Raw genomic sequence first — 25572 nt, forward strand, 5'->3', positions numbered from 1 at the left:
TCTGGTTAAATACTTAAGTTTTTGGGTAACGGAAGCCAAAAACCGTAGGCATTATTATTTTGAAAAAGCAAGATATGATTCATTTCTTTGGCAAGGTAGACCAAAAGGTCTTTGCTGTACAGACCAATCAAGAAATTACAGAAGAAAATCAACAAAAATTGGAGTGGTTATTTGGTAACCAACCTAAGATAAACGCGGCGTCTTTAGACGCCTTTTTTGTTGGCCCTAGGGCAGCTATGATTACCCCTTGGAGTACTAATGCAACCGAAATTACCGTAAATATGGGTATTGAGGGGGTATTAAGAATAGAAGAATTTTTACCTATAGAAGAATCCAATACGGATTATGATCCCATGCTTTTTCAAAAATATCAAAGTTTAAATCAAGATATTTTTAAGATTGATGTTACTCCTGAACCCATTCTTGAAATTGAGGATATCAAATCGTACAACGAAAAAGAAGGATTGGCATTGAGCACCGAAGAGGTTGCCTATTTAGAAGAACTTAGTACTAAATTGGGTAGAAAGCTAACAGATTCTGAGGTATTTGGTTTTAGCCAAGTAAACTCAGAACACTGTAGACACAAAATATTTAACGGTACATTTGTTATAGATGGTAAAGAGATGCCCTCCTCTCTTTTTAAGCTAATCAAAAAAACATCAGAGACCCATCCAAACGATATTGTATCGGCATATAAAGACAACGTTGCCTTTATAAAAGGCCCTAAAGCGGTTCAATTTGCACCTAAAACTGCCGATAAGCCGGATTTTTATCAAGAAAAAACATTTGATTCCGTACTTTCTTTAAAAGCGGAAACACACAATTTTCCAACAACCGTAGAACCTTTTAACGGGGCGGCTACTGGTTCAGGTGGAGAGATTAGAGACCGTTTAGCCGGTGGTAAAGGCTCTTTGCCCCTAGCAGGAACAGCGGTTTATATGACCTCTTATTCCCGTTTAGAAGAAAATAGACCTTGGGAAAAAGGCTTTCCTGAACGCAAATGGCTATACCAAACACCAATGGATATCCTAATAAAGGCATCTAATGGAGCATCTGATTTTGGCAATAAATTTGGACAGCCTTTAATAGCAGGTTCGGTGCTAACTTTTGAGCATCAAGAAGAGGCCAAAAACCTTGGTTTTGACAAGGTTATTATGTTAGCTGGAGGTATTGGCTATGGTAAGGTAGAACAAGCCTTAAAAGACACGCCCAATAAAGGAGACAAAGTGGTTATTCTTGGTGGTGATAACTACAGAATTGGTATGGGTGGGGCTGCCGTATCCAGTGCTGATACCGGTGCGTTTGAGTCCGCAATTGAACTGAATGCCGTTCAACGTTCCAATCCAGAAATGCAAAAACGAGCTGCAAATGCTATTCGTGGCATGGTAGAAAGTGATGAAAACCCTATTGTTTCCATTCATGACCATGGTGCAGGTGGGCATTTAAATTGCTTGTCAGAGTTGGTAGAAGAAACCGGCGGACATATAGATACGGATAAGCTTCCCGTTGGGGACCCAACTTTATCTGCCAAAGAATTAATTGGTAACGAAAGTCAAGAACGAATGGGCTTGGTTATTGGTGAAAAAGATATAGACCACCTAAAACGTATTGCGGACCGTGAACGTTCTCCAATGTACGAGGTAGGTTCCGTTACAGGAGAACACCAATTTACTTTTGCCTCTGGTACTACCGGAGAAAAACCTATGGATTTGGCGTTGTCCGACATGTTTGGTAGTTCGCCCAAAACCATAATGGAAGATAAAACCGTTAACTTCAATTATGCGGACAAACCCTATAGTTTAGAGCATTTTCATGACTATTTGGAAAATGTTTTGCAATTAGAAGCCGTTGCCTGTAAAGATTGGTTAACAAATAAAGTAGACCGCTGTGTAGGTGGTAGGGTGGCCAAGCAACAATGTGCCGGCCCTTTGCAATTGCCTTTGAACAATTGTGGGGTTATGGCCCTTGATTTTAAAAGTAAGGAAGGTATTGCCACCAGTGTGGGCCACTCTCCTATTTCTGGTTTAATAGATCCTGTAGCTGGTAGTAGAAACAGTATTGCAGAGGCTTTGACCAATATAATTTGGGCACCTTTAAAAGATAATCTTACCTCTGTTTCCTTATCCGCCAACTGGATGTGGCCTTGTAGAAATGAGGGGGAAGATGCCAGATTGTATGAGGCGGTACAAGCTGTAAGCGATTTTGCAATAGCGCTCGGTATCAACATTCCAACCGGAAAAGATAGCCTTTCTATGAAACAGAAATATTCCGATATGGAGGTTATATCTCCAGGTACCGTAATTATTTCTGCGGCAGGTAATTGTTCAGACATCAATAAGGTTGTAGAACCTGTACTACAACGTAACGGAGGAAACATTTACTACGTAAACCTATCTAAAGACAACTTTAAATTAGGTGGTAGTTCTTTTAACCAAACGTTAAACGCAGTTGGTAACCAAGCTCCTAGTGTTATAGATGCGGCATATTTTAAAAATGCCTTTAACACAATTCAAGAACTTATTAAAGATGGCAAAATTAATGCTGGGCACGATGTAGGTTCAGGAGGACTAATAACCACATTGTTAGAACTTTGCTTCGCAGATAACAATTTGGGGGCCAATTTAGACTTAAATGGTTTGGGTGAGGCAGATACTATTAAGTTACTGTTTGCAGAGAATATTGCAATCGTTATTCAGGCACATGAAGAAATTGAAGCGGAACTAAGCCAAGCTAACTTGGTGTTTCACAAACTAGGTAATGTAATAGAAGAAGATGTTTTAAAATTGAAAAACAACGGAGTTGAAATTGGATTACCAATTGGTTCGTTAAGAGATACTTGGTTTAAAACATCCTATCTTTTAGATAATAAACAAACGGCAAACAATCTGGCCAAAGCTCGTTTTGAAAATTACAAGCAACAACCATTGCTTTACAGGTTTACGGATCAGGCAGAAAAAGCCACAAAAGCAATAGACCAAGAGTTGATTTTTAAAATGGCACAAAATACGGAAGGAAGACCTAAAGCTGCTATTTTGAGGGAAAAAGGCAGTAATTCTGAACGTGAAATGGCCAATGCTATGTATTTAGCTGGTTTTGATGTTAAGGATGTTCATATGACCGATTTAATTAGCGGTAGAGAAACCTTAGAAGACATTAAATTTTTAGGTGCCGTTGGTGGTTTCTCTAATTCTGATGTACTAGGAAGCGCTAAAGGTTGGGCAGGAGCAATTAAGTACAATGAAAAAGCCAATAAGGCCGTAAAAAACTTCTTTAGTAGACCAGACACCCTATCGGTTGGTATTTGTAATGGATGCCAATTATTTATGGAGTTAGATTTGATAAATCCCGACCATGCCGAAAGACATGGAAAAATGGTTTACAATGAGAGTCATAAACACGAAAGTAATTTTACATCCGTTCAAATCCAGAAGAACAATTCGGTTATGCTTTCTAATTTGGAAGGCGCAACGCTAGGTGTTTGGATATCTCATGGCGAAGGTAAATTTAACTTGCCGTTATCTGAGGACGAATATCAAATTGTTGCAAAATATGGTTATGCGGAATATCCTGCCAATCCAAATGGCAGTGATTACAACACCGCTATGTTATGTGATCCTTCTGGTAGGCATTTGGTAACGATGCCGCACATAGAACGAAGTATATTTCCTTGGAACTGGGCATACTACCCTGCAGAGCGTAAAGATTTGGTTTCTCCATGGATACAAGCTTTTATAAATGCAAAAAATTGGATTGAAGAATACAATTCTTAAGCTAATTAACCCACAGCATTAAAAAAGCCGCTCAATATTTGAGCGGCTTTTTTTTCCTTCAACATTAATCTACTTCACTAATATTCTTCCACTCCAGATTCGTTTACTACTACTTTCCAATCTATAGAAATACAATCCAGAATCCAATCCTTTTCTACTTATCTTAATCGTATTCTGTCCCTGTTTTACAACACCATGGTTGGTATGGGAACCAATTACCCTACCACTTATATCAAACAATTCCAAAGTATACTCACCCGCTACTTCGTCATAAAAATATAATGTTGTCTCCGTAGTAACTGGATTTGGACTTACTATAGAACGGGTTAAATCTTCGTCTATAAAAGCAGCTGGTTTATCTTCATTGGTAAATTCTACAGCACTTAATTGTAGCTGTTTTTCTTCCATATCACCACTGGTAGACTTCATATTAAACTGAATTACTTTTAAGTTAGCAAAGTCTGTGCTATTACCACTGATATTTGTAAACAAACTACTTTCTAAATAAAAGGCCTCTTTTGTGGCAGACAAGGCCACTTCGTGCGAATAGGTTTCGCCATTACCTTTAATCAATTGAATTTCTAAAGTTCCAGTACCTGCAGCGCTAAAAACCAAGTTGTCATAAGTAGATAGATCCACGGGAGCAAACCTTGGACTTAATGCCCTGTAAACCCCAACATAAGTGTCTGTTGTTGCAACTAGGTTTACATTACGTTCAACAGGATATCCCTGACCAAAATAAGCCTCTTCGCTTGCAATTATTTCATAACCGTTAACCTGTGTTCCAGCTTGGCTGTCATCTAGACCCCATGGCGCATCGGCTACGAATAAATCATCTGGGGTATCGCCATTATCATTGGAAATCCTAAAACCAAAATCGAAAATATTTCCAGTTTCCACAGCAACGGTATCAATATACCCATCTAACGGGGACTGCAAACCAACCATTTCTGCTTGGCTTGTTTCACTTCTTTTAATGCCACCCTCTAAGCGGATATATTCTGTACGATTGTTATTGACTACGTTCATATGAACGGCACCACGCTCATATCTAGCAGACTTAACAAATACTGGTGGAGGTGCAGATGTTGTATAGTCTACAATTGGTGCATTACTTTCTAGTAAATTCAATATTTCATCTGCCAATTTTAATAGATCATCTACAGAATTAGACCAAATCTGAAAGTTGTAGAAGGCCGTATTTGGCGCATAAGCATCTATATTCCAGTGAGATTCTACAACAAACTGGTTTTGTTCGTTTAAACGTGCAGAAAAACTCAGTGCAAACTCCGTAGCGCCATCTGCTTGTTTAATAATGGATTTTATAAAATTATGCTCTCTTAACTGTAGGGTAGAAACAGAAAGTAATTGTGCCCCCAAGAAACGATCACATATAAATTTACTATGCTCATAAACCTGCTCTTCTGTTTTAATTACCATTAAAGCACTCATAGTTTCGGAACCATTTAGGTAATCTACCGCATAAATATCACTGGCATTGGTTAAATCCAATAAATCTTCCGGGGCAGATTCTATCGTACTACTCTCCCCTATTATTCCTAATGGAACTAGGGCATTAAGTTCTATGGCATTAGGTGCAAACATACCTTTACGTAGATAGTTTTTGTTCTTTTTTACCTTTTTTGCAGCTAATGCATCAAACCTGTAATTGGTTTTGGCCCTCTGATAATTTCGCTTGCTAATAAGGTTAGCTAATCGATCATTACTCTCCAGACCTCCATCGTTTCCACTAGAAGCCAACTGAATTACAGGACAAGCCGCCACACCAGAACAAGATGGGTCGTCACAGTCTGTTAATCCATCACCATCATCATCTAATCCATTTAAGCAATCTTCTTGGGGTACCGGAGCAGACGGGCATCTTGCACCATCATTACTAGCAGATGCAGGACCAAATGCAAACACATTGGAATCCATTATTCCACTAACAATATTTTGCACTTGTCGTATAATATAGACCGTACCTGTTTGGTTGGCAGATACATAAAAATTACCGTCTACATCAAAATAAACAGCTCCATAAGTATAGTTATTACCAGCCAAGATGGGAACTACCCCTAGATTTTCTACGTTACCGGTCTCTACATCTATACGATATAAATTATTGGTTTTCTTTTCTACGGAATACAACATATTATCGGCAGCATTAAATGCCCAGTCATGTATATTTATACTTTGGCTTAAAGAAGAGCTGCCCACATATTGCAGGTAATTTGGAGAGTCTGGATTTAAATCTACATGATGATAGGTAGACCCGCCTGCCCTAAAATAATACTGACCAAACAAATCAATATCACCTACATAATTATTATTGGTAACCGGTATTTCAGGAATTGTATACAAATCGGTCTCAAAGTTCTCACCTATTCTTACAATTGTTTTTGGGTTTCCAGAAACATAGCCCCAAATAAAACCATCGGCAGAATTATATGCGGCCCCATTAATAGAATTTTCAATAATGTTTTCTTTGACCAAGTAGCTACTTCCAGAAGCTAAATCTATTGCATAGATATCGTTATACTGAAATAAATAGGCATTGTAGGAACAGTTAAATGGTTCTGATTGCGCATATAATTTTACCAATCCAATTTGTAGAAAGGTTAGAAAAAATAGGCTTAAAAAAGTAGTTAATGTGTAAAAGTGTTTCATAATCATCTTTTTGGGACGGTACGAATTTACTTTTATTTTGAAAGTATTTTCTTACTTTGTTGTAAAACGAAAGATTTTGTAGGTGAAAATAAACTATCTATAGTTAAATGGTTTGCATCAACTAATTCGTTTTATTTTAAGATTTTAATATGATATTTTCATTTTAATTGCATCTTTGTTGCGGATGCCATTTTAAAATACCATCCGCTTTCCCTATTTTGCAATCCTGATTTAGAAACTGAATATGCAGAACGTAACTAGACTATTTGATTTCCCCTATCACCAATTGGAAAAATACCCTTTAGACAAGGCGTTGGTGACCAAATATGATGGTAAGTGGGTAGCCACTTCTACTCAAGAATATATAGACAAGGCCAATGCCATAAGCAGGGGGCTTTTAAGAATGGGAGTAAAACCCAATGACAAAATTGCTGTTATCTCTATGACCAATAGGTCAGAATGGAGCATTTTAGATGTAGGTATACTTCAAATTGGCGCCCAGAATGTGCCTATTTATCCTACTATTTCAGAAGAAGATTATGAATATGTTTTAAATCATTCTGAAGCTAAATTCTGCTTTGTTTCCTGTGATGAAGTTTTACAAAAGGTTCTAGCCATTAGCGGAAACGTTAAAAACCTAGAAGATGTCTTTTCTTTTGACCAATTAAAAAATTGCAACAATTGGGAACAAGTATTGGAAAAAGGAAAAGACACCGGTAACCAAGAAGAAGTAGAAAAACTTAAGAATGCGGTTAAACCAGAAGATTTAGCTACGCTAATCTATACCTCTGGCACCACTGGTAGGCCAAAAGGTGTTATGCTTACCCATAACAACATTGTCTCCAATGTTGTTAAAAGTGAGGAACGTGTACCCTTTGTTGCCGGCGCAACGGCCCTAAGTTTTCTACCCGTATGCCACATATTTGAACGTATGCTTCTTTATTTATACCAATACTGTAGCATTGAAATCTATTTTGCAGAAGGGCTAGATAAAATAAGTGACAATGTAAAAGAGGTTAAACCAGATGTAATGACGGTTGTTCCAAGGTTACTAGAAAAAGTGTACGATGCCATCATTGCCAAAGGTGCCTTATTAACCGGAATCAAAAAGAAACTTTTCTTTTGGGCGGTAGATATAGGTTTAGCGTTTGAACCCTATGGAGCCAACGGTTGGTTCTATGAACAAAAATTAAAACTGGCCAGAAAGTTAATATTTAGCAAATGGAAAGAAGGTTTAGGTGGTAATTTAAGCACTATGGTTTCTGGTAGTGCCGCTTTACAACCTAGATTAGCAAAAGTATTTGCTGCCGCAGAAATGCCAGTTATGGAAGGCTACGGTTTAACGGAAACCTCTCCCGTTATCTCTGTAAACGAAGTAAAAAACAAAGGCTGGAAAATTGGTTCTGTGGGCAAAATCCTTGCAGATGTAGAAGTAAAGATTGCGGAAGATGGAGAAATACTTTGTAAAGGACCTAATGTAATGGCTGGTTACTACAAAGACCCAGAAAAAACCGCAGAAGTAATGACGGACGGGTATTTCCATACCGGAGACATTGGTGAGATTGACGCTGATGGTTTCCTAAGGATTACAGACCGTAAAAAAGAAATGTTCAAAACCTCTGGTGGTAAGTATGTAGCCCCACAATTATTGGAAAATCGTTTTAAACAATCTAGGTTTATAGAACAAATTATGGTGATAGGTGAAGGCGAAAAAATGCCCGCTGCTTTTATTCAGCCAAATTTTGAATTTTTAGAAGAATGGGCAAAACGACATAATGTAACTTTTACAGACCACAAAAACCTGGTAACCAATCCACAAGTTCTAGAACGCTATCAAGAAGAAGTAGATTTGGCCAACGAAGATTTTGCCAAATGGGAAAAGGTTAAAAAGTTTAGATTAACGCCAGATGCATGGAGTGTAGATGATGGTCACCTAACCCCTACCATGAAACTTAGAAGAAAGATTATAAAAGCAAAATATCAAGATTTATACAAAGACATCTATGGCCATTAAATACACCATTAGCTGTCAAAACACACAATAAATAAGATAAATTTTAAAGGTTCTCTACGGAGAGCCTTTTTTATTTGTCATATTATCAAATTTATTATGCATGCATAATAAATTTTTTTTATATTTGGGACAGATTAATTTGCATGAAAGACATTACCATTGACTGGGCCTTGCGCGCAACTTGGCAGGCCGTAACCAGAGTTTATAATGAACAAGCCAAAGAATATGATTCTTCTATGGCAGTAGGCTTTACACTCTTGAGCATTGACCCAAAAACAGGTACACCATCTACAGCCTTGGGTCCTAAAATGGGTATGGAAGCAACTAGTTTATCTCGCATTATTAAAAATATGGAAACTAGGGGATTAATTGAAAAAAAACCAAACCCAAATGACGGCAGAGGCGTATTAATTCACCTAACACCATTTGGCACAGAGATGCGTACGCGCTCTAAAGACGTAGTATTGCGTTTTAATGAAGTAGTATCCCAAGTTGTAGAGAAAGAAGATTTACAAGGTTTTTTTAAAACTATAGACGCTATTAATCAACTGATTAACGATAAAAAAATTTACACAAAGACAACTAATTAATTATCTATTCTAAACAATGAAGAGACATATTAACAAAATTGCAGTAGTAGGTTCCGGTATTATGGGTAGCGGTATTGCCTGCCACTTTGCAAATATTGGAGTAGAAGTTCTTTTGCTAGATATTGTACCAAGAGAATTAACGGACAAAGAAAAGGCTAAAGGACTAACACTAGAAGACAAAGTAGTTAGAAACCGTTTGGTGAACGATTCGCTAACCAAAGCGTTAAAATCTAAGCCTTCTCCCATTTACCATCAAAAATTTGCCAATCGTATTACAACGGGTAATCTAGAAGACGATATTGCAAAAGTTAAAGATGTAGATTGGATAATTGAAGTTGTTGTAGAACGCCTTGATATAAAGAAGAAGGTGTTTGAAAGCTTAGAAAAACATAGAACACCGGGCACTTTAATTACCTCCAATACGTCTGGTATTCCAATAAAATTTATGAGCGAAGGAAGAAGTGAAGATTTCCAGAAACACTTCTGTGGAACCCACTTCTTTAACCCAGCCCGTTACCTAAAATTATTCGAAATTATTCCAGGACCAAAAACAGATGCTTCGGTTCTAGAATTCCTTAATGGTTATGGTGAACAGTTTTTAGGTAAAACTTCCGTTGTTGCCAAAGACACACCCGCCTTTATAGGTAACCGTATTGGTATTTTTAGTATTCAAAGCCTATTCCATGCGGTAAAAGATTTGGGCATGACGGTAGAGGAAGTAGACAAGCTTACCGGCCCGGTAATCGGCAGACCCAAATCCGCAACCTTCCGTACGGTAGATGTTGTTGGTCTAGATACCTTGGTGCATGTTGCCAATGGTATTTACGAAAACTGCCCTAACGATGAACGCCACGATTTGTTTAAACTACCAGATTTCATCAATACCATGATGGAAAATAAATGGTTGGGTAGCAAAACTGGTCAAGGTTTTTATAAAAAAGTAAAAGGTGAGGGTGGCAAGAGCGAAATCTTGACATTAGATTTGGATACAATGGACTACAGGTCTAAGAAAAGTGCCAAATTCGCAACCCTAGAGTTAACCAAAACCATAGACAAGGTAGTAGACCGTTTTGCCGTGCTTTGTGGCGGCAAAGACAAAGCAGGCGAATTTTACCGTAAAAGCTTTGGCCAATTATTTGCCTATGTTTCACACAGAATTCCAGAAATTTCAGACGATTTATATAAAATAGATGATGCTATGAAAGCTGGATTTGGATGGGAACATGGCCCATTCCAAATTTGGGATGCAGTAGGTCTAGAAAAAGGACTTGAATTTATTGCAGCTGAAGGACAAACCGCTGCGCAATGGGTTCATGATATGAAGGCTACTGGCGTTTCTTCTTTCTATTCTGTTAAAGAAGGTGCTACTTATTATTATGATATTCCAAACAAAGAAATGATGAAAATTCCAGGTCAGGATGCTTTCATCATACTAGATAACATTAGAAAATCTAAAGAGGTTTTCAAAAACTCTGGGGTAATAATAGAAGATTTGGGCGATGGTATATTAAACTGTGAGTTCCAGTCTAAGATGAATACTATTGGCGGTGATGTTCTTGCAGGGCTTAATAAGGCGGTAGACCTTGCCGAAAAAGACTTCCAAGGATTGGTAATTGGTAACCAAGCTGCTAATTTCTCTGTTGGTGCCAATATTGGTATGATATTCATGATGGCGGTAGAACAAGAGTACGATGAATTGAACATGGCCATTAAATACTTCCAAGATACTATGATGCGTATGCGTTATAGCAGCATACCAACTGTGGCCGCACCACATGGAATGGCTCTTGGTGGTGGTTGTGAATTATCCATGCACGCAGACAAAGTAGTTGCCGCGGCAGAAACCTACATTGGTTTGGTAGAATTTGGTGTTGGGGTAATCCCTGGCGGTGGTGGTTCTAAAGAAATGGCCATGCGTGCATCAGATTCTTTTAGAAAAGGAGATGTAGAGCTTAACGTTTTACAAGAATACTTCTTAACCATTGGTATGGCCAAAGTTTCTACCTCTGCCTACGAAGCTTTTGATTTGGGCATCTTACAAAAAGGAAAAGATACCATTGTAGTTAATAAGGATAGGCAAATTGCTACGGCTAAGGCACACGCTAAGTTAATGGCAGAGCAAGGCTATACTAGACCACCACAACGAAAAGATATTAAGGTACTTGGTAAACAGGCCCTAGGTATGTTCTTGGTGGGTACAGATTCTATGGAAGCAAGCCGCTACATTAGTGAGCATGATAAGAAAATAGCCAACAAATTGGCTTATGTAATGGCTGGGGGTGATCTATCTGAACCTTCTTATGTTAGTGAGCAGTACCTGCTAGATATTGAAAGAGAAGCATTCCTTTCTCTTGCTACGGAACGCAAAACATTGGAGCGTATTCAACACATGTTAAAAACAGGTAAACCATTAAGAAATTAAATTTCGCTTTTAGCAAAATGCTTAAAGCCTAAAGCTAGAATAATGAAAACAGCATATATAGTTAAAGGATATAGAACTGCGGTAGGTAAAGCTCCAAAAGGCTTATTCCGATTTAAACGCGCAGATGAGTTAGCAGCAGAAACCATAGAGTATATGATGAAAGAGCTGCCAGACTTTGACAAGAAACGAATAGACGATGTAATTGTAGGTAATGCTATGCCAGAAGGCTCTCAAGGGTTAAATATGGGTCGCCTAATTTCTCTAATGGGGCTAGATATCGTAGATGTTCCTGGTGTTACCGTTAACCGGTTTTGTTCGTCGGGTCTAGAAACTATCGGTATTGCAACAGCTAAAATACAAGCAGGTATGGCAGACTGCATCATTGCCGGCGGTGTAGAGAGTATGAGCTCCGTTCCTATGACCGGGTTTAAAACTGAATTGAATTACGATTTGGTAAAATCTGGCCATGAAGATTATTATTGGGGAATGGGTAATACGGCAGAAGCTGTTGCAGAACAATTTAAGGTGTCTAGGGAAGACCAAGATTTATTTGCATTCAATTCGCACCAAAAAGCCCTAAAGGCTCAGGCAGAAGACCGTTTTCAGTCGCAAATTGTTCCTATAGAGGTAGAACAGACTTACGTAGATGCCAACGGTAAAAAAGCAACTAAAAAGTATACCGTAACTAAGGACGAAGGACCAAGAAAAGACACTTCTTTAGAAGTATTGGGCAAGCTAAGACCTGTATTTGCCGCCAACGGAAGCGTTACAGCAGGTAATTCTTCCCAAACCAGTGATGGTGCCGCATTTGTAATGATCATGAGTGAGGAAATGGTAAAGGAACTTAATTTAGAGCCTATAGCCCGTATGGTAAACTATGCCGCTGCAGGCGTAGAACCTAGAATTATGGGTATAGGACCTGTTAAAGCGGTACCAAAAGCACTAAAACAAGCAGGTCTTAAACAAGATGATATTGCGCTTATAGAATTGAACGAAGCCTTTGCTTCACAATCTATAGCAGTAATGCGCGAATTAGGATTAAACGAAGATATTGTCAATGTAAACGGAGGAGCAATAGCCTTGGGTCACCCATTAGGTTGTACAGGGGCTAAATTATCCGTTCAGTTATTTGACGAGATGCGTAAAAGAGAAATGCAAGGCAAATACGGTTTGGTAACCATGTGTGTGGGTACTGGACAAGGTGCGGCAGGTATATTTGAATTTTTAAAATAAGCTGAAACTATTAACCATGAGTGATACTGTAAATAAAGACATTTTAAGAGGAGGTCAATTTTTGGTAAAAGAAACCAATTGCGAGGACGTATTTACCCTTGAGGACCTAAACGAAGAACAAAAAATGATGCGCGAAAGCACCAAGGAATTCGTGGACCGCGAGCTTTGGGCGCATTGGGAACGTTTTGAAAAGAAAGACTACGCCTTTACGGAAGAAACCATGCGTAAAGCTGGTGAACTTGGCTTGCTAAGTGTTGCCGTACCAGAAAAATTTGGTGGTATGGGAATGGGGTTTGTTTCTACCATGTTGGTTTGTGACTATATCTCTGGTGCAAGTGGGTCTTTTAGTACTGCTTTTGGTGCCCATACCGGTATTGGTACTATGCCAATAACTCTATACGGTACAGAAGAACAACGTAATAAATACGTTCCTAAGTTGGCATCTGGAGAGTGGTTTGGTGCGTATTGTTTAACCGAACCTGGTGCCGGATCGGACGCCAACTCGGGTAAAACAAAAGCAGTTCTTTCAGAAGACGGTAAACATTACAGCATTACAGGACAAAAAATGTGGATTTCCAATGCTGGTTTCTGTAACCTATTCATTGTTTTTGCAAGAATAGAAGATGATAAGAACATCACTGGATTTATAGTAGAAAACGACCCTAGTAATGGCATTACGTTAGGTGACGAAGAAAAGAAGCTGGGTATACACTCTTCTTCTACAAGACAAGTATTCTTTAATGAAACCAAAGTTCCTGTAGAAAACATGCTATCTGAAAGGGGAAATGGTTTTAAAATTGCCATGAACGCTTTAAATGTAGGGCGTATTAAATTAGCGGCAGCTTGTTTAGAAGCGCAACGTAGGGTTCTTAACGAAGCTGCTGTGTACGCAAATGAGCGTGTGCAGTTTAAAACACCTATCGTAAACTTTGGTGCCATAAAATCTAAATTGGCAGATATGGCAACCAATACCTACGTAGATGAGTCTGCCTGCTACCGTGCCGCAAAAAATATAGAAGATAGAATTGCTATAAGAGAAGCAGAAGGTAACACGCACCAAGAAGCAGAGCTTAAGGGTGTAGAAGAGTATGCTATTGAATGTTCTATTCTAAAAGTGGCTGTTTCTGAACACGTACAGCAAACTTCAGATGAAGGTATCCAAATATTTGGTGGTATGGGCTTTAGTGCAGATACTCCTATGGAATCTGCTTGGAGAGATGCCCGTATCTCTAGAATATACGAGGGTACCAATGAAATCAACAGAATGCTTTCTGTGGGTATGTTGGTGAAAAAAGCTATGAAAGGTCACGTAGATTTATTAGGGCCCGCTACTGCTGTAGGTGAAGAATTAATGGGTATTCCTTCTTTTGATGTGCCAGACTTCTCTGAGCTGTTTGCAGAAGAAAAAGACCTTATCAAAAGATTGAAAAAAGTCTTTTTAATGGTTGCCGGTAGTGCAGTTCAAAAGTATGGAACGGAATTAGAGGAGCATCAACAATTATTAATGGCCGCTTCAGACATTCTAATCCAAGTTTACATGGCAGAATCTGCTATTTTAAGAACTGAAAAGAATGCAAAACGCTTTGGTGAGGATAAGCAAGCCACACAAATAGCTATGTCTAAGTACTATTTATACAGAGCTGTGGATATTATTACACAAAAAGGTAAAGAAGCTATTGTTTCTTTTGCAGAAGGCGATGAACAAAAAATGATGCTTATGGGTCTTAAACGATTCACTAAGTACACAAATCAACCAAACGTAGTGGCACTAAGAACGCAAATTGCGGACAAGATAGCTGCTGACAATGGTTATAAATTCGACTAATTAGATTGAATCTTCTTCTTGAAGACAAGAAACCACTCCAAAAGGAGTGGTTTTTTTGTTTTTAATCTTGTAGAATGATGTAGATGCATTTAGTTTTGAGGCATGAAATACCCTACCCTATCACAAGCGTTTGAAACTACAGACTTTCTGCTAAATCTGGAGAAAGTAAAAGCCTTGGCACTAACAAGAATTAAAGACACCGAAGGTCCAGCAGACACCCTGGTTTATGACTATAAATCACCAGAAGAAGAATTGGCATTTTGGCAGGATCAGCTAGAGTCTACTACTAATTCTTTTTTTGAGTCGGTTTTTAAACGAACTACAAACGTTCAACATCCAAACTATGTAGGACACCAGGTAGCCACTCCCGCTCCACTTACTGCCGTAACAGGTTTAGTAAACAGTTTACTTAATAATGGTATGGCTGTTTATGAAATGGGTATGTCTCCTTCTGCCATAGAGCGCGTGGTAACCGATAAAATTTGTGAGGCTATTGGGTTTGATTCCCAATCAGGTGGTTTTTTAACCTCTGGCGGTACGTTGGCCAACTTAACCGCATTATTGGCTGCAAGAAAGGAAAAGGTATCTACAGATATTTGGAACAACGGTTTGAAACAACAGCTTGGTATCATGGTTTGCGAAGAAGCTCATTATTGTATAGATAGGGCAGCCAGAATAATGGGTTTGGGTAGTAAGGGTATTATTAAAATACCTGCACAAGACAACTATGCAATGGACACAACTTGCTTAGAATACGAACTAGAAAAAGCCCGTAACGCGGGTATAGCTGTTTTTGCAATTGTAGGCTCCGCACCTTCTACGGCAACTGGTGCTTATGACAATCTTGAGGCTATTGGTAAATTTGCTGCTAAAAACAATCTTTGGTTTCATGTTGATGGGGCACATGGTGGGGCCGCGATATATTCAGATAAATACAGCTATTTATTAAATGGTATTGCAAACGCCGATTCCGTTGTAATCGATGGCCATAAAATGCTGTTAATGCCTATCATTACTACAGCCTTGTTGTTTAAAAATAAATGGCATACCCAGCGTATTTTTAGTCAGCAAGCCGATTATTTGTTGGATGATACCCAAGAAGACCAATGGTACCAAAGCGGTAAAAAAACCTTTGAATGTACTAAAAGTATGATGAGTTTACATTGGTTTATATTGATGAAAACTTATGGTAATAAGCTTTTTAATGAATATGTAACCCGGCAATATGATTTAGCCAAAGAATTTGAAGCCCTTCTCAGAAACGACAAAGATTTTGAGGTAGCTGTAAGTCCACAATCAAATATTCTATGCTTTAGAATTGTAAAACAAAATTGGTCTACAGAAAAATTAAACCAGTTGAACGCGGATATTAGAAAAGCCATATTGGCAAACGGCAGGTTTTATTTGGTACAGACCAAATTAAAAGGGATTCACTACTTACGTACTTCTTTAATGAATCCCTTTACTGAGTTATCGCATTTATCCGAACTAGTAAAACAAATAAAAGCCGCGGCCCTTATTATAAATCCGTAATATGGTCTATTATTTCTTGCTCACTATGCTTTTTAGAAAATAGAATGGCACATTCTATTAAAGCTAAATGCGAATAGGCCTGCGGGAAATTGCCCAACAATCGCTTGCTTTTAAAATCAATGTCTTCACTAAAAAGTCCAAGGTGATTGCTGTAGCTCAACACTTGTTTAAATAGTGCTTCCGCTTTTTCCTCCTCTCCCATTTTAAATAAACTCTTTATGAACCAAAAAGTGCAAATAGTAAAGGAAGATGAAGGTAATCCAAAATCGTCTTGATTCTTATAACGGTAGAGTAACCCGTCATTGTTCAAATCCTTATCAATAGCGTGCACGGTGCTTACAAACTTAGGGTCTTTGGCATCTATAAAACCATAAGATTCCATTAACAGTACGGATGCATCTAAATAATTAGAACCGTAAGACTGTACAAAAGCTTTTACCTCATCATTCCAGGCATTTTTGTGAATATCTTCACGTATGGCCTTCTCCAAGTCTTTCCACATTTCCAATTTGTGGTGTTTTCCAAAGATTTCAGCAACTTTTATAGCCCTATCTATAGCTACCCAACATAACACTTTACTGAAGGTAAAATGCCTATCCTCTTCTCTAAATTCCCAAATACCCTTATCTGGCTCTTGCCAGTGTTTATCTACTATCCATACAATCCCCTTGGTTATTCCCCAAAGCTCTTCGCAGTTTTCCAAATCTGTCCCAAACTTACATACCTGCTCGTGTATTACATCCATAAGAATGCCGTAAATATCATTCTGGGTCTGCTGGTATGCCGCATTACCAATACGTACCGGTTTAGAGCCTTTATAACCATCTAAGTGGTCTAAGGTTATTTCGGTAAGTGTTTTTTCTTTGTTAATACCATACATAATCTGGAATTTTTCGTCCTTGTCTGGCATCAAATCAATAATAAACTGTAAGTAACGTAATGCAGAGTTTTTATGCCCTAGCTCAGACATCACTTTAATTACCATAGAGGCATCCCTTATCCAACAAAAACGATAATCCCAATTTCTTACTTCACCTATGGTTTCTGGTAAAGAGGTGGTAGCAGCTGCTAAAACCGCCCCAGTTTTATCATAGGTAAGCATCTTAAGGGTAAGTGCACTTCTTAAAATTTTATCGTTATACTTTTTATAGGTAGGTGTTCTATCGCACCAATCTAGCCAATAGATTTTGGTCCGCTCCATTTCCAAGTATACCTTTTCTAGGTTTGGTACCAATAATTTTTCATTATAGGTAATAAGAAAAAAGCCGTCGTCTTTTAGCGTAAGCGTATCACCGTTGAGTACCTTTTCCTTTTCAAAGGATGTGTATAGAAATACGGTATCGTACTGTTGTTCATCGGTTAAGCTTACAATAAAATCTTTCTTGATAAAAGAATTGGTAGCTTCTTTGGCGTACTCTAGCCTAGGGTTGTAATGTATGGATAGTTTTGGGCTTCCAGACACTAGCTTAACGTATCGTATAATTTCTGGTTGGGCGTGGTAACCTCCTTCCATTTTATGATATCTGGGCATAAAATCTCGTAACTCAAAAGCATCCTTACCGTTGCTAAAAGTGGTTACAAGTATGTTGGTCCTATTTTCGTACGCCTGTTTTATTTCATAACTATCGTCTACTAAAATCTCAAAACTCCCACCCTTTTTCTCATCTAGAATTTTGGCAAAAATTGAAGAAGAGTCAAACTCCGGTAAACAGCTCCAATCCATAGAACCTTTAACTGATATGAGTGCCGCACTTCTACAGTTACCTATTATTCCATAATTTAGATTATCCATAAATTAATTTTTCGCAAAAGATTTTGTACTTCTAGTTTATGCGCATGAATTTCCCGAAATTTCAAGAAACATAAAAGTAAAAAAGGATAAAAACCCAAAATAATGAGTAGAACTATCATAATCTCAAATCGCTTACCCGTTCAATTAAAAATCAACAATGGAAATCTAAGTGCGGAGCCAAGTGTTGGTGGATTGGCAACAGGATTAAAATCGGTTCATAGAGAAGGTAATGGATTATGGATTGGATGGACAGGACTTACCGAAGAAGACACACCAAAAGCCATGGAAGGAGAAATAGACCAAGCCTTGGCAGAGCTAAATTGTGCAAAGGTAGTTTTGAATGCCGAAGAAATTGATGGTTTTTATTTTGGATTTAGCAACCGTACCGTTTGGCCACTATTTCATTACTTTTTAGAATATTCTGAATTTGAACTGGATTTTTGGGAAGCCTACAAAAGGGTTAACCAGAAATTTGCAGATGCCATCTTAGAAGTTGCAACAGATGATGATATTATTTGGGTACATGATTATCAATTAATGTTGGTTCCCCAAATGGTTAAAGAAAAAAGGCCCAATGCTACTATTGGCTTCTTTTTACACATTCCTTTTCCTTCTTTTGAGATTTTTAGAACCATGCCTTGGAGAGAAGAGGTGTTAGACGGGCTATTGGGTGCAGATTTACTGGGTTTCCATACGTATGATTATGAAAGACATTTTTTAAGCTCGGTACGGCGTTTAAAGGGGCTAGAAGTTAGTTTTAATGAAATATACCTGGAGAATAGGGTAATAAAGGTAGACTCCTTTCCTATGGGGATTGATTATAAAAAATTCCATAATGCCGCAAAAGACAGTGCAACCTTAAGCGGCAAGGATCGTACCGATTTACAAATAAAACTAGATGAACATAAAAAGGCTGCTCCCAACACAAAACTCATAATTTCTATAGACCGTTTAGATTATAGTAAGGGTATAGCAGCTAGAATAAAGGCTTTTGAGTATTTCTTGATAAAAAATCCTGAATACAAAGAAAAAGTAAGACTTATAATCTTAGCGGTACCTTCTAGAAGCAATGTGCCACAATACCAATTATTAAAAAAGGAAATTGATGAGTTAATTGGTAGGATTAATGGCGAACTATCTACCGTAAATTGGACCCCTATATGGTATTTTTACCGTTCCCTACCTTTTGAAAATTTAATAGACCTATATACCAAATGTGACATTGCATGGTTAACTCCCTTACGTGATGGCATGAATTTGGTTGCGAAAGAATTTGTAGCTTGTAGAACAGACCAATCTGGGGTTCTAATTTTAAGTGAGATGGCTGGTTCTGCCTATGAAATGAACGAGGCATTATTAATTAACCCTAATAATTTTGAAGAACAGGCCGCGGCACTTAAAGAGGCCATAAACATGCCTTTAGAAGAGCAGAAAAACAGAAATAAACTATTACAACAACGTTTAGAGCGATATAATGTTGAATTTTGGGCAAATGAGTTTATGACAGCCTTAAAGGATCAGCAAAATGATGAAAACGTTTACGTCTCCCAAAAGGTGAACGATACCATTTTGAATGAATTTTCAAACGCCTATAAAGCAGCTAATAAACGATTGTTGTTTTTGGATTATGACGGAACTTTAGCAGGCTTTCATAAAGACCCACAAAAAGCTTCTCCAGACGAGGAGCTCTATGAACTACTAGACCAACTTCATAATCAAGAGAACACAGAGTTATTTTTAATAAGTGGAAGAGATAAAGAAACCTTTACGAAATGGTTTTTACCTAAAAAGTATAACATGATTGTTGAACATGGTGTTTGGATTTCTAGAAACGGTGAGCCTTTTAAATTATTAGAACAGGTAAAAGGTGAATGGATGGAAAAAATTAGACCGGTTTTAGAATCTTTTGTGGATAGGACACCAGGTTCTTTTATTGAAGAGAAAAATTACTCCTTGGCTTGGCATTATAGAAATACAGACCCAGATTTTGGGGAAAAAAGAGCTACACAATTAAATACCGTTTTAACCAGCCTTATTGGTAATGATGATATTAGCGTACTTAATGGCAACAAGGTAATGGAAGTTAAAAGTAGTAACGTAAATAAAGGCAGAGCGTCTGTACGCATGTATGGCGAAGCAGATTATGATTTTGTTTTTGCCATAGGAGATGATTGGACAGATGAATTTATGTTTCAAGAATTACCAGATTCTGCAATTACCGTTAAAGTTGGCCCAAAAAAAACACATGCCAAATATCATGTTGAAGGTACCAAAAAAGTACGCGAAGTTTTAAAACGCTTCATCTAAGATTCTATTCAAGGTACGTGTAAAGCCAACTTGAACATACTAGAGTGATTCTTGGTTTTATTCGTACCTTTTTCCTTTCTTAAACTACCAATTAAAATGAAAAAGCTAACTACCCTTCTACTAGTAATTCCCTTTTTAATCAATGCACAAGTAGATACGCGTATCTATGATATTATAGATGCGGTTTCTGCGGACCACATAGAAAAAGATATTACCACATTGGTGAATTTTGGAACAAGACACACCCTGAGTGATACTACAAGTACAACCACGGGTATAGGAGCAGCTAGAAGATGGATAAAAAAAGAATTTGAGCAAATTTCTAAAGAATGTAACAATTGCCTAGACGTTTTTTACCAAAAGAATTTTGTCAAAAAAGGTGATGGAGCGCGTATTGTAAAAGACGTTTGGGTGGTGAACGTAGTGGCTATAAAAAAAGGCACAAAGTACCCAAATCGTTATATCATTATGAGCGGAGATATAGATTCAAGGGTAAGTGACCCAAACGATTTTACCTCAACCTCTCCTGGTGCCAATGACAATGCCAGTGGTATGGCAGGCACCCTAGAAGCGGCCCGTGTTTTATCTAAATACGATTTTGAAAGCAGTATCATCTTTGTAGGATTATCCGGAGAAGAACAAGGTCTTTACGGAGGTAAAGGCTTGGCCGCTTACGCAAAAGAAAAAAAATGGGATGTTATTGGTATATTGAATAATGATATGATTGGCAACATAAAAGGAGTAGATGGTATTATTAGCAATACAGATTTTAGAATATTCTCAGAACCGGTACCCCCTACGGAAACAGATAACCAAAGAAATGCTAGAAGGTTTTATGGTGGCGAAGTAGATGGAATTTCAAGGCAACTGGCTAGATATGTACATAAAACTACCAAAACCTACATGCCAGAAATGAACCCTATGTTAATTTACCGTTTAGACCGTTTTGGTAGAGGTGGGCACCACAGACCTTTTAACGATGCGGGTTTTGCTGGAATCCGTATAATGGAGGCACATGAAAATTACACCCAACAGCATCAAGATATTAGAACGGAAAACGGCATTGCTTATGGTGACAAATTAGAACATGTAAATTTTGATTATGCCAAAAAATTAACTGCGGTGAATGCAATTAACCTTGCTTCCATAGCTTGGGCACCAGCCGCACCTGAAAAAGTTCAAATTGGCGGTATTGTACAGCCCTATGCGAAATTAGTATGGACAGAGGTTCCTGGAGCTAAAGGCTACAAAGTTTATTGGAGAGACACAACTTCTCCTACTTGGGATAATTTTAAGTACGTAGAAAACGTTAAGGGTACAACTTTGGAGGGAATTGTATTGGACAATTACTTTTTTGGCGTTTCTGCCGTAGGCGCAAATGGGCATGAAAGTATTGTAGTTTTTCCTTCCGGAATCATAAGAAATTAAACATGAAAAAACTTTTTACGATTGTTTTTGTTTTTGCCTTCTTGGGGATTTATGCACAGGATATTGCCATAACAGAAGACGATTTTTTAAGAGGTAGCGTTACCCCGGAACGTTCTTGGTGGGACCTAACTTTTTATCATTTAGATGTAACGGTAGACCCAGAAAACAAAGCAATATCTGGTAGTAATCTTATTCAATTTACAGCGCTTAAAAATGGTTCCATTCTTCAAATAGACCTACAGCCTCCTTTAAAGATAGAAAAGATTATTGCCCAAAACGAAGAGCTTGCCTACAAAAAAATAGGAACTAACGCCTATCATGTATTGTTTAATGAAGAAATACAAAAAGGGCAGACCCAGCAAATCAAAGTATACTATTCTGGCAAACCAAAAGAAGCTGTTAGAGCACCATGGGACGGCGGATTTTCATGGAAAAAAGACCAAAATGGAAAACCATTTATCGCTACTTCCTGCCAAGGTTTGGGTGCCAGTGTCTGGTGGCCCTGTAAAGATCATATGTATGATGAGGTAGACAGTATGGCTATTAGTGTAACTGTTCCTAAAAACTTAATGGATGTCTCTAACGGCAAACTTAGAAAAGTAGAGGAAAACGATACCTCCAAGACCTATCATTGGTTTGTAGATAATCCTATTAACAATTATGGGGTAAACGTTAACATTGGCGATTATGCACAATGGTCAGAAACTTACAACGGAGAAGGTGGTGATTTAGCACTGGATTACTTTGTGTTAAAAGACAACTTAAACAAGGCAAAAGAACAGTTTAAGCAAACTCCTAAAATGTTAGAGGCATTTGAATATTGGTTTGGTCCCTACCCTTTTTACAAAGATGGTTTTAAACTGGTAGAGGTTCCCTATTTAGGTATGGAACACCAAAGCTCCGTTACTTATGGTAATAAATTTCAAAATGGCTATTTGGGTCGAGATTTATCTGGTACGGGATGGGGATTAAAATTTGATTTCATTATTATTCATGAAGCGGGTCATGAATGGTTCGCCAATAATATTACCTATAAAGACGCTGCAGATATGTGGATACATGAAGGGTTCACAGCCTATTCTGAAAATTTGTATCTGGATTACCATTTTGGAACCAAAGCTGCAGAAGACTACGTAATTGGCACTAGGGCAAATATTAGAAATGACAAACCCATTATTGGAAGGTATAATTTAAACATGGAGGGCTCTGGAGATATGTACTATAAGGGTGCCAACATTATCCACACCATAAGACAAATGGTAAATGATGATGATAAGTGGCGAGAAATACTTAGAGGACTTAATAAAGATTTCTACCACCAAACCGTAACCACACAACAAATAGAAAATTATATTATCAAAAAAAGCGGATTGGATTTAAAAGCGTTTTTTGACCAATATTTAAGGACCATTAAAATACCCGTTCTAGAGTACCAATATGATGGCAAAAAACTTAAGTATAGATTTACAAACACAGACACGGATTTTAGCATACCCGTTAAAGTGTATGTAGATACTAATCCCATCTGGATTAAACCTACAAGTAACTGGAATGTGCTAAAGCAAAAAGGAAAAGCATTTAGTATAGATAGAAACTTCTATATAGAAAGTAAATCAATTACAGATTAACATTTTTTATACGAACAAGAGTAAGACCCAAGATTAGCAATAACTTGGGTCTTGTTTTAGTTAAGAGTCCTAATGGAAAGGCTCTTCAATAAATACCTATCTTACAATATGCATTGCATATAAGAAGTTATTATCAACTTAAATGAAAATAGTACTAAAAATCCTCCAAAAAATGCTTTCAGTAATTGGAATCCTTTTTCTTTTAATAGTAATTATCTCCATACTATTTATTAACCTTAGCCCTCAATTTGGAGGAAAAGCCAATAAGGAAGAGCTTAAAAGATATTCCCAATCAAAACAATTTAAAGGAGAAGAATTTTTTAATCTAGGCGACGTAAAAAACGATATGTCCGCAGGAGATATGGTAAAAGCTTTAGGCGGCCTATTTAAAAAAATTCCAAACGCTGTACCAGATAGCCAATTACCGATAACTGAATTGGATTCGGCCCATGTGGCCAATTACAATGGGGGAACACAATTTATCTGGTTTGGCCATTCTACATTTCTTTTACAAATAAATAAGTTAAACATTCTCATTGACCCAATGTTTGGAGCGGTACCAGCACCACACCCTTTATTAGGAACCAAACGTTTTAATACCAAACTACCATTATCCATAGCGCAATTACCCCATATTGATGCCGTAATATTATCTCATGACCATTATGATCATTTAGACTACCAATCTATTGTTCAACTCAAAGAAAAAGTAAATCACTTTTATACCCCATTGGGTTTAGGCGTTCACCTTAAAAAATGGGGTGTTGCCGCCACTAATATCACGGAATTAGATTGGTGGCAAAACACCAGTATAGCGGACTTAACGTTAACCTGCACACCAGCGCAGCATTTTTCTGGTAGGGGTTTAAACGATAAGAATAAAACGCTTTGGAGTTCATGGGTAATTGAATCTACAACCGAAAGGCTATTTTTTAGTGGAGATAGTGGCTACGGGCCCCATTTTAAAACTATTGGAAGAAAATTTGGCGAATTTGATTTTGCTATGGTAGAATGTGGCCAATACAATAAAATGTGGCCAGAAATACATATGTTCCCCGAAGAAACCGTTCAAGCGGGGCTAGACATTAATGCAAAACTTATAATGCCTATTCATTGGGGTGCTTTTAAGTTGGCTCAGCATACCTGGACAGACCCCGTAGAAAGAGCTGTACGTAAGGCAAAAGAATTGAACGTTCCTATAATTACACCACAAATAGGAGTTCCTACAGGTATTTATAAAAACAAACCTACTGTAGAAACTTGGTGGCAGAACTACTAAGCTATTTTACATTAATTCTAGTAATTTATAGTAAGGATGAATTGGATTTTATTAATAATAGCCGGACTATTTGAGGTGGCATTTGCTTTTTGCCTAGGCAAAGCAAAAGAAGCGAATGGTATGGAAGCTACCTATTGGTACATAGGTTTTCTTATTGCCCTGACTGTTAGCATGGTACTTTTGGTTAGGGTAACACAACATTTACCTATTGGTACCTCATATGCTGTTTGGACTGGTATTGGTGCCGTGGGTTCCGTAATTGTTGGTATTCTTGTTTTTAAAGAACCTGCCACTTTTTGGAGGCTATTTTTTATGACCACCTTAATAGCATCTATTGTTGGCTTAAAAGTAGTATCCCATTAGTACCGTAACTTTTATAACTACACTTCTTTAATATCATCAAATTATTCTGTAATCTGAATGAGGTAAGCCCAGAAGGTAACTTCTTAGAATTTCTAAATTCCTTAAATTTAGTCCATGCAAAAGCTAAGGGAATTTTTTAAGCAATCTGGCGAACTATCAGAAGAGAATTTGGACCTATTACTTAGCAGCTGTGCGCCAAAAACATTACCTAAAGGGCAGGTTTTACTACAAACCAATGATTGGGTAAACAGTATCTATTTTATAGAATCTGGTTTTCTTCATTATTATACCAATATGCAGGATGGTACACGAGTAACCTTAAAAGTGGTAAGCCCTAATTACTTTTGGACCATGTTAGATGAGTTTTTTAATCAAAAACAAACCTTAGACACTTGCGTTGCTTTAACAGATGTGCATTATTGTGAAATAAAAAGACAAGATTACAATCAATTAAAAAGCATAAATACTACCATTGCCAACTTTATGCATTCTATAACCGAGCAAATACTTTCTAATAAGGTTAAGGAGGAAAATGATAAGTCTAAAATGTCTGTAGAAGAAAAGTACTTGGATTTATTGGAACATAATCCACAAATGGTTCAAGTGGTTCCCGTTGGCATTCTAGCTTCCTATATAGGAACGTCTAGAGAAACCTTGCATAGAATACGTAGAAAATTATCATCCGTTTAGCTAACCACCGCCACATATTTGTGTCAAT

15 protein-coding genes are annotated in these 25572 nt (G+C 37.7%); 13 read left to right on the forward strand and 2 right to left on the reverse strand.

Annotated features, from left to right (window positions below; genetic code table 11):
* Positions 1-74 precede the first annotated feature (74 nt).
* Positions 75-3770, forward strand: a complete 3696-nt coding sequence (purL, locus tag BUL40_RS06605) for a phosphoribosylformylglycinamidine synthase (RefSeq protein ID WP_080318633.1) — start codon at positions 75-77, stop codon at positions 3768-3770.
* A gap of 69 nt (positions 3771-3839) precedes the next feature.
* Here purL and BUL40_RS06610 read toward each other — a convergent pair whose 3' ends face one another.
* Positions 3840-6440 carry a DUF6923 family protein gene (locus BUL40_RS06610; RefSeq protein WP_080318634.1) on the reverse strand — a complete coding sequence of 867 codons (2601 nt, stop codon included), beginning with the start codon at positions 6438-6440 and terminating at the stop codon, positions 3840-3842.
* A gap of 244 nt (positions 6441-6684) precedes the next feature.
* Between BUL40_RS06610 and BUL40_RS06615 the strand changes: the two genes are divergently transcribed.
* The 6 genes from BUL40_RS06615 to BUL40_RS06640 all read left to right on the forward strand — a co-directional run bounded on the left by BUL40_RS06615 (position 6685) and on the right by BUL40_RS06640 (position 16057).
* The gene (locus BUL40_RS06615; protein ID WP_080318571.1) at positions 6685-8454 is read left to right on the forward strand and encodes an AMP-dependent synthetase/ligase; all 1770 of its coding nucleotides are present in this window, start codon (positions 6685-6687) and stop codon (positions 8452-8454) included.
* A gap of 143 nt (positions 8455-8597) precedes the next feature.
* Complete coding sequence (locus tag BUL40_RS06620; protein ID WP_010518922.1) at positions 8598-9044, forward strand: MarR family winged helix-turn-helix transcriptional regulator; 447 nt, start codon at positions 8598-8600, stop codon at positions 9042-9044.
* Between the two features lie 16 nt (positions 9045-9060).
* Positions 9061-11466: a 3-hydroxyacyl-CoA dehydrogenase/enoyl-CoA hydratase family protein gene (locus BUL40_RS06625; protein WP_080318572.1), complete on the forward strand. Its 2406-nt coding sequence runs from the start codon at positions 9061-9063 to the stop codon at positions 11464-11466.
* 42 nt (positions 11467-11508) lie between these two features.
* Positions 11509-12699 carry an acetyl-CoA C-acyltransferase gene (locus tag BUL40_RS06630; protein WP_010518920.1) on the forward strand — a complete coding sequence of 397 codons (1191 nt, stop codon included), beginning with the start codon at positions 11509-11511 and terminating at the stop codon, positions 12697-12699.
* 16 nt (positions 12700-12715) lie between these two features.
* Positions 12716-14524, forward strand: a complete 1809-nt coding sequence (locus BUL40_RS06635) for an acyl-CoA dehydrogenase family protein (protein WP_080318573.1) — start codon at positions 12716-12718, stop codon at positions 14522-14524.
* Positions 14525-14626: 102 nt separating this feature from the next.
* Positions 14627-16057 carry a pyridoxal phosphate-dependent decarboxylase family protein gene (locus BUL40_RS06640; RefSeq protein ID WP_080318574.1) on the forward strand — a complete coding sequence of 477 codons (1431 nt, stop codon included), beginning with the start codon at positions 14627-14629 and terminating at the stop codon, positions 16055-16057.
* Here BUL40_RS06640 and BUL40_RS06645 read toward each other — a convergent pair.
* Positions 16044-17849: a glycoside hydrolase family 15 protein gene (locus BUL40_RS06645; RefSeq protein ID WP_080318575.1), complete on the reverse strand. Its 1806-nt coding sequence runs from the start codon at positions 17847-17849 to the stop codon at positions 16044-16046. The genes BUL40_RS06640 and BUL40_RS06645 overlap by 14 nt on opposite strands.
* Positions 17850-17951: 102 nt before the next feature.
* On the opposite strand from BUL40_RS06645, the gene BUL40_RS06650 reads away from it, so the two are divergent.
* From BUL40_RS06650 to BUL40_RS06675, 6 genes are all read left to right on the forward strand, one after another.
* Positions 17952-20156 (forward strand): bifunctional alpha,alpha-trehalose-phosphate synthase (UDP-forming)/trehalose-phosphatase, encoded by a 2205-nt coding sequence (locus tag BUL40_RS06650; RefSeq protein ID WP_080318576.1) that lies wholly within the window; start codon positions 17952-17954, stop codon positions 20154-20156.
* 96 nt (positions 20157-20252) lie between these two features.
* Positions 20253-21584, forward strand: coding sequence for a M28 family peptidase (locus tag BUL40_RS06655; RefSeq protein WP_080318577.1), 1332 nt, complete (start codon positions 20253-20255; stop codon positions 21582-21584).
* 2 nt (positions 21585-21586) lie between these two features.
* Positions 21587-23212, forward strand: a complete 1626-nt coding sequence (locus BUL40_RS06660; RefSeq protein ID WP_080318578.1) for a M1 family metallopeptidase — start codon at positions 21587-21589, stop codon at positions 23210-23212.
* Positions 23213-23384: 172 nt separating this feature from the next.
* On the forward strand, positions 23385-24491 hold the full coding sequence (locus tag BUL40_RS06665; protein ID WP_080318635.1) for an MBL fold metallo-hydrolase: 1107 nt from the start codon (positions 23385-23387) through the stop codon (positions 24489-24491).
* A gap of 36 nt (positions 24492-24527) precedes the next feature.
* Positions 24528-24854 carry a DMT family transporter gene (locus tag BUL40_RS06670; RefSeq protein ID WP_080318579.1) on the forward strand — a complete coding sequence of 109 codons (327 nt, stop codon included), beginning with the start codon at positions 24528-24530 and terminating at the stop codon, positions 24852-24854.
* A gap of 114 nt (positions 24855-24968) precedes the next feature.
* Entirely contained in the window at positions 24969-25544 is a 576-nt protein-coding gene (locus BUL40_RS06675; RefSeq protein ID WP_080318580.1) for a Crp/Fnr family transcriptional regulator, read from the forward strand.
* Positions 25545-25572 lie beyond the last annotated feature (28 nt).

Source organism: Croceivirga radicis (genome assembly GCF_002072105.2).
Taxonomy (GTDB): Bacteria; Bacteroidota; Bacteroidia; order Flavobacteriales; family Flavobacteriaceae; genus Croceivirga; species Croceivirga radicis.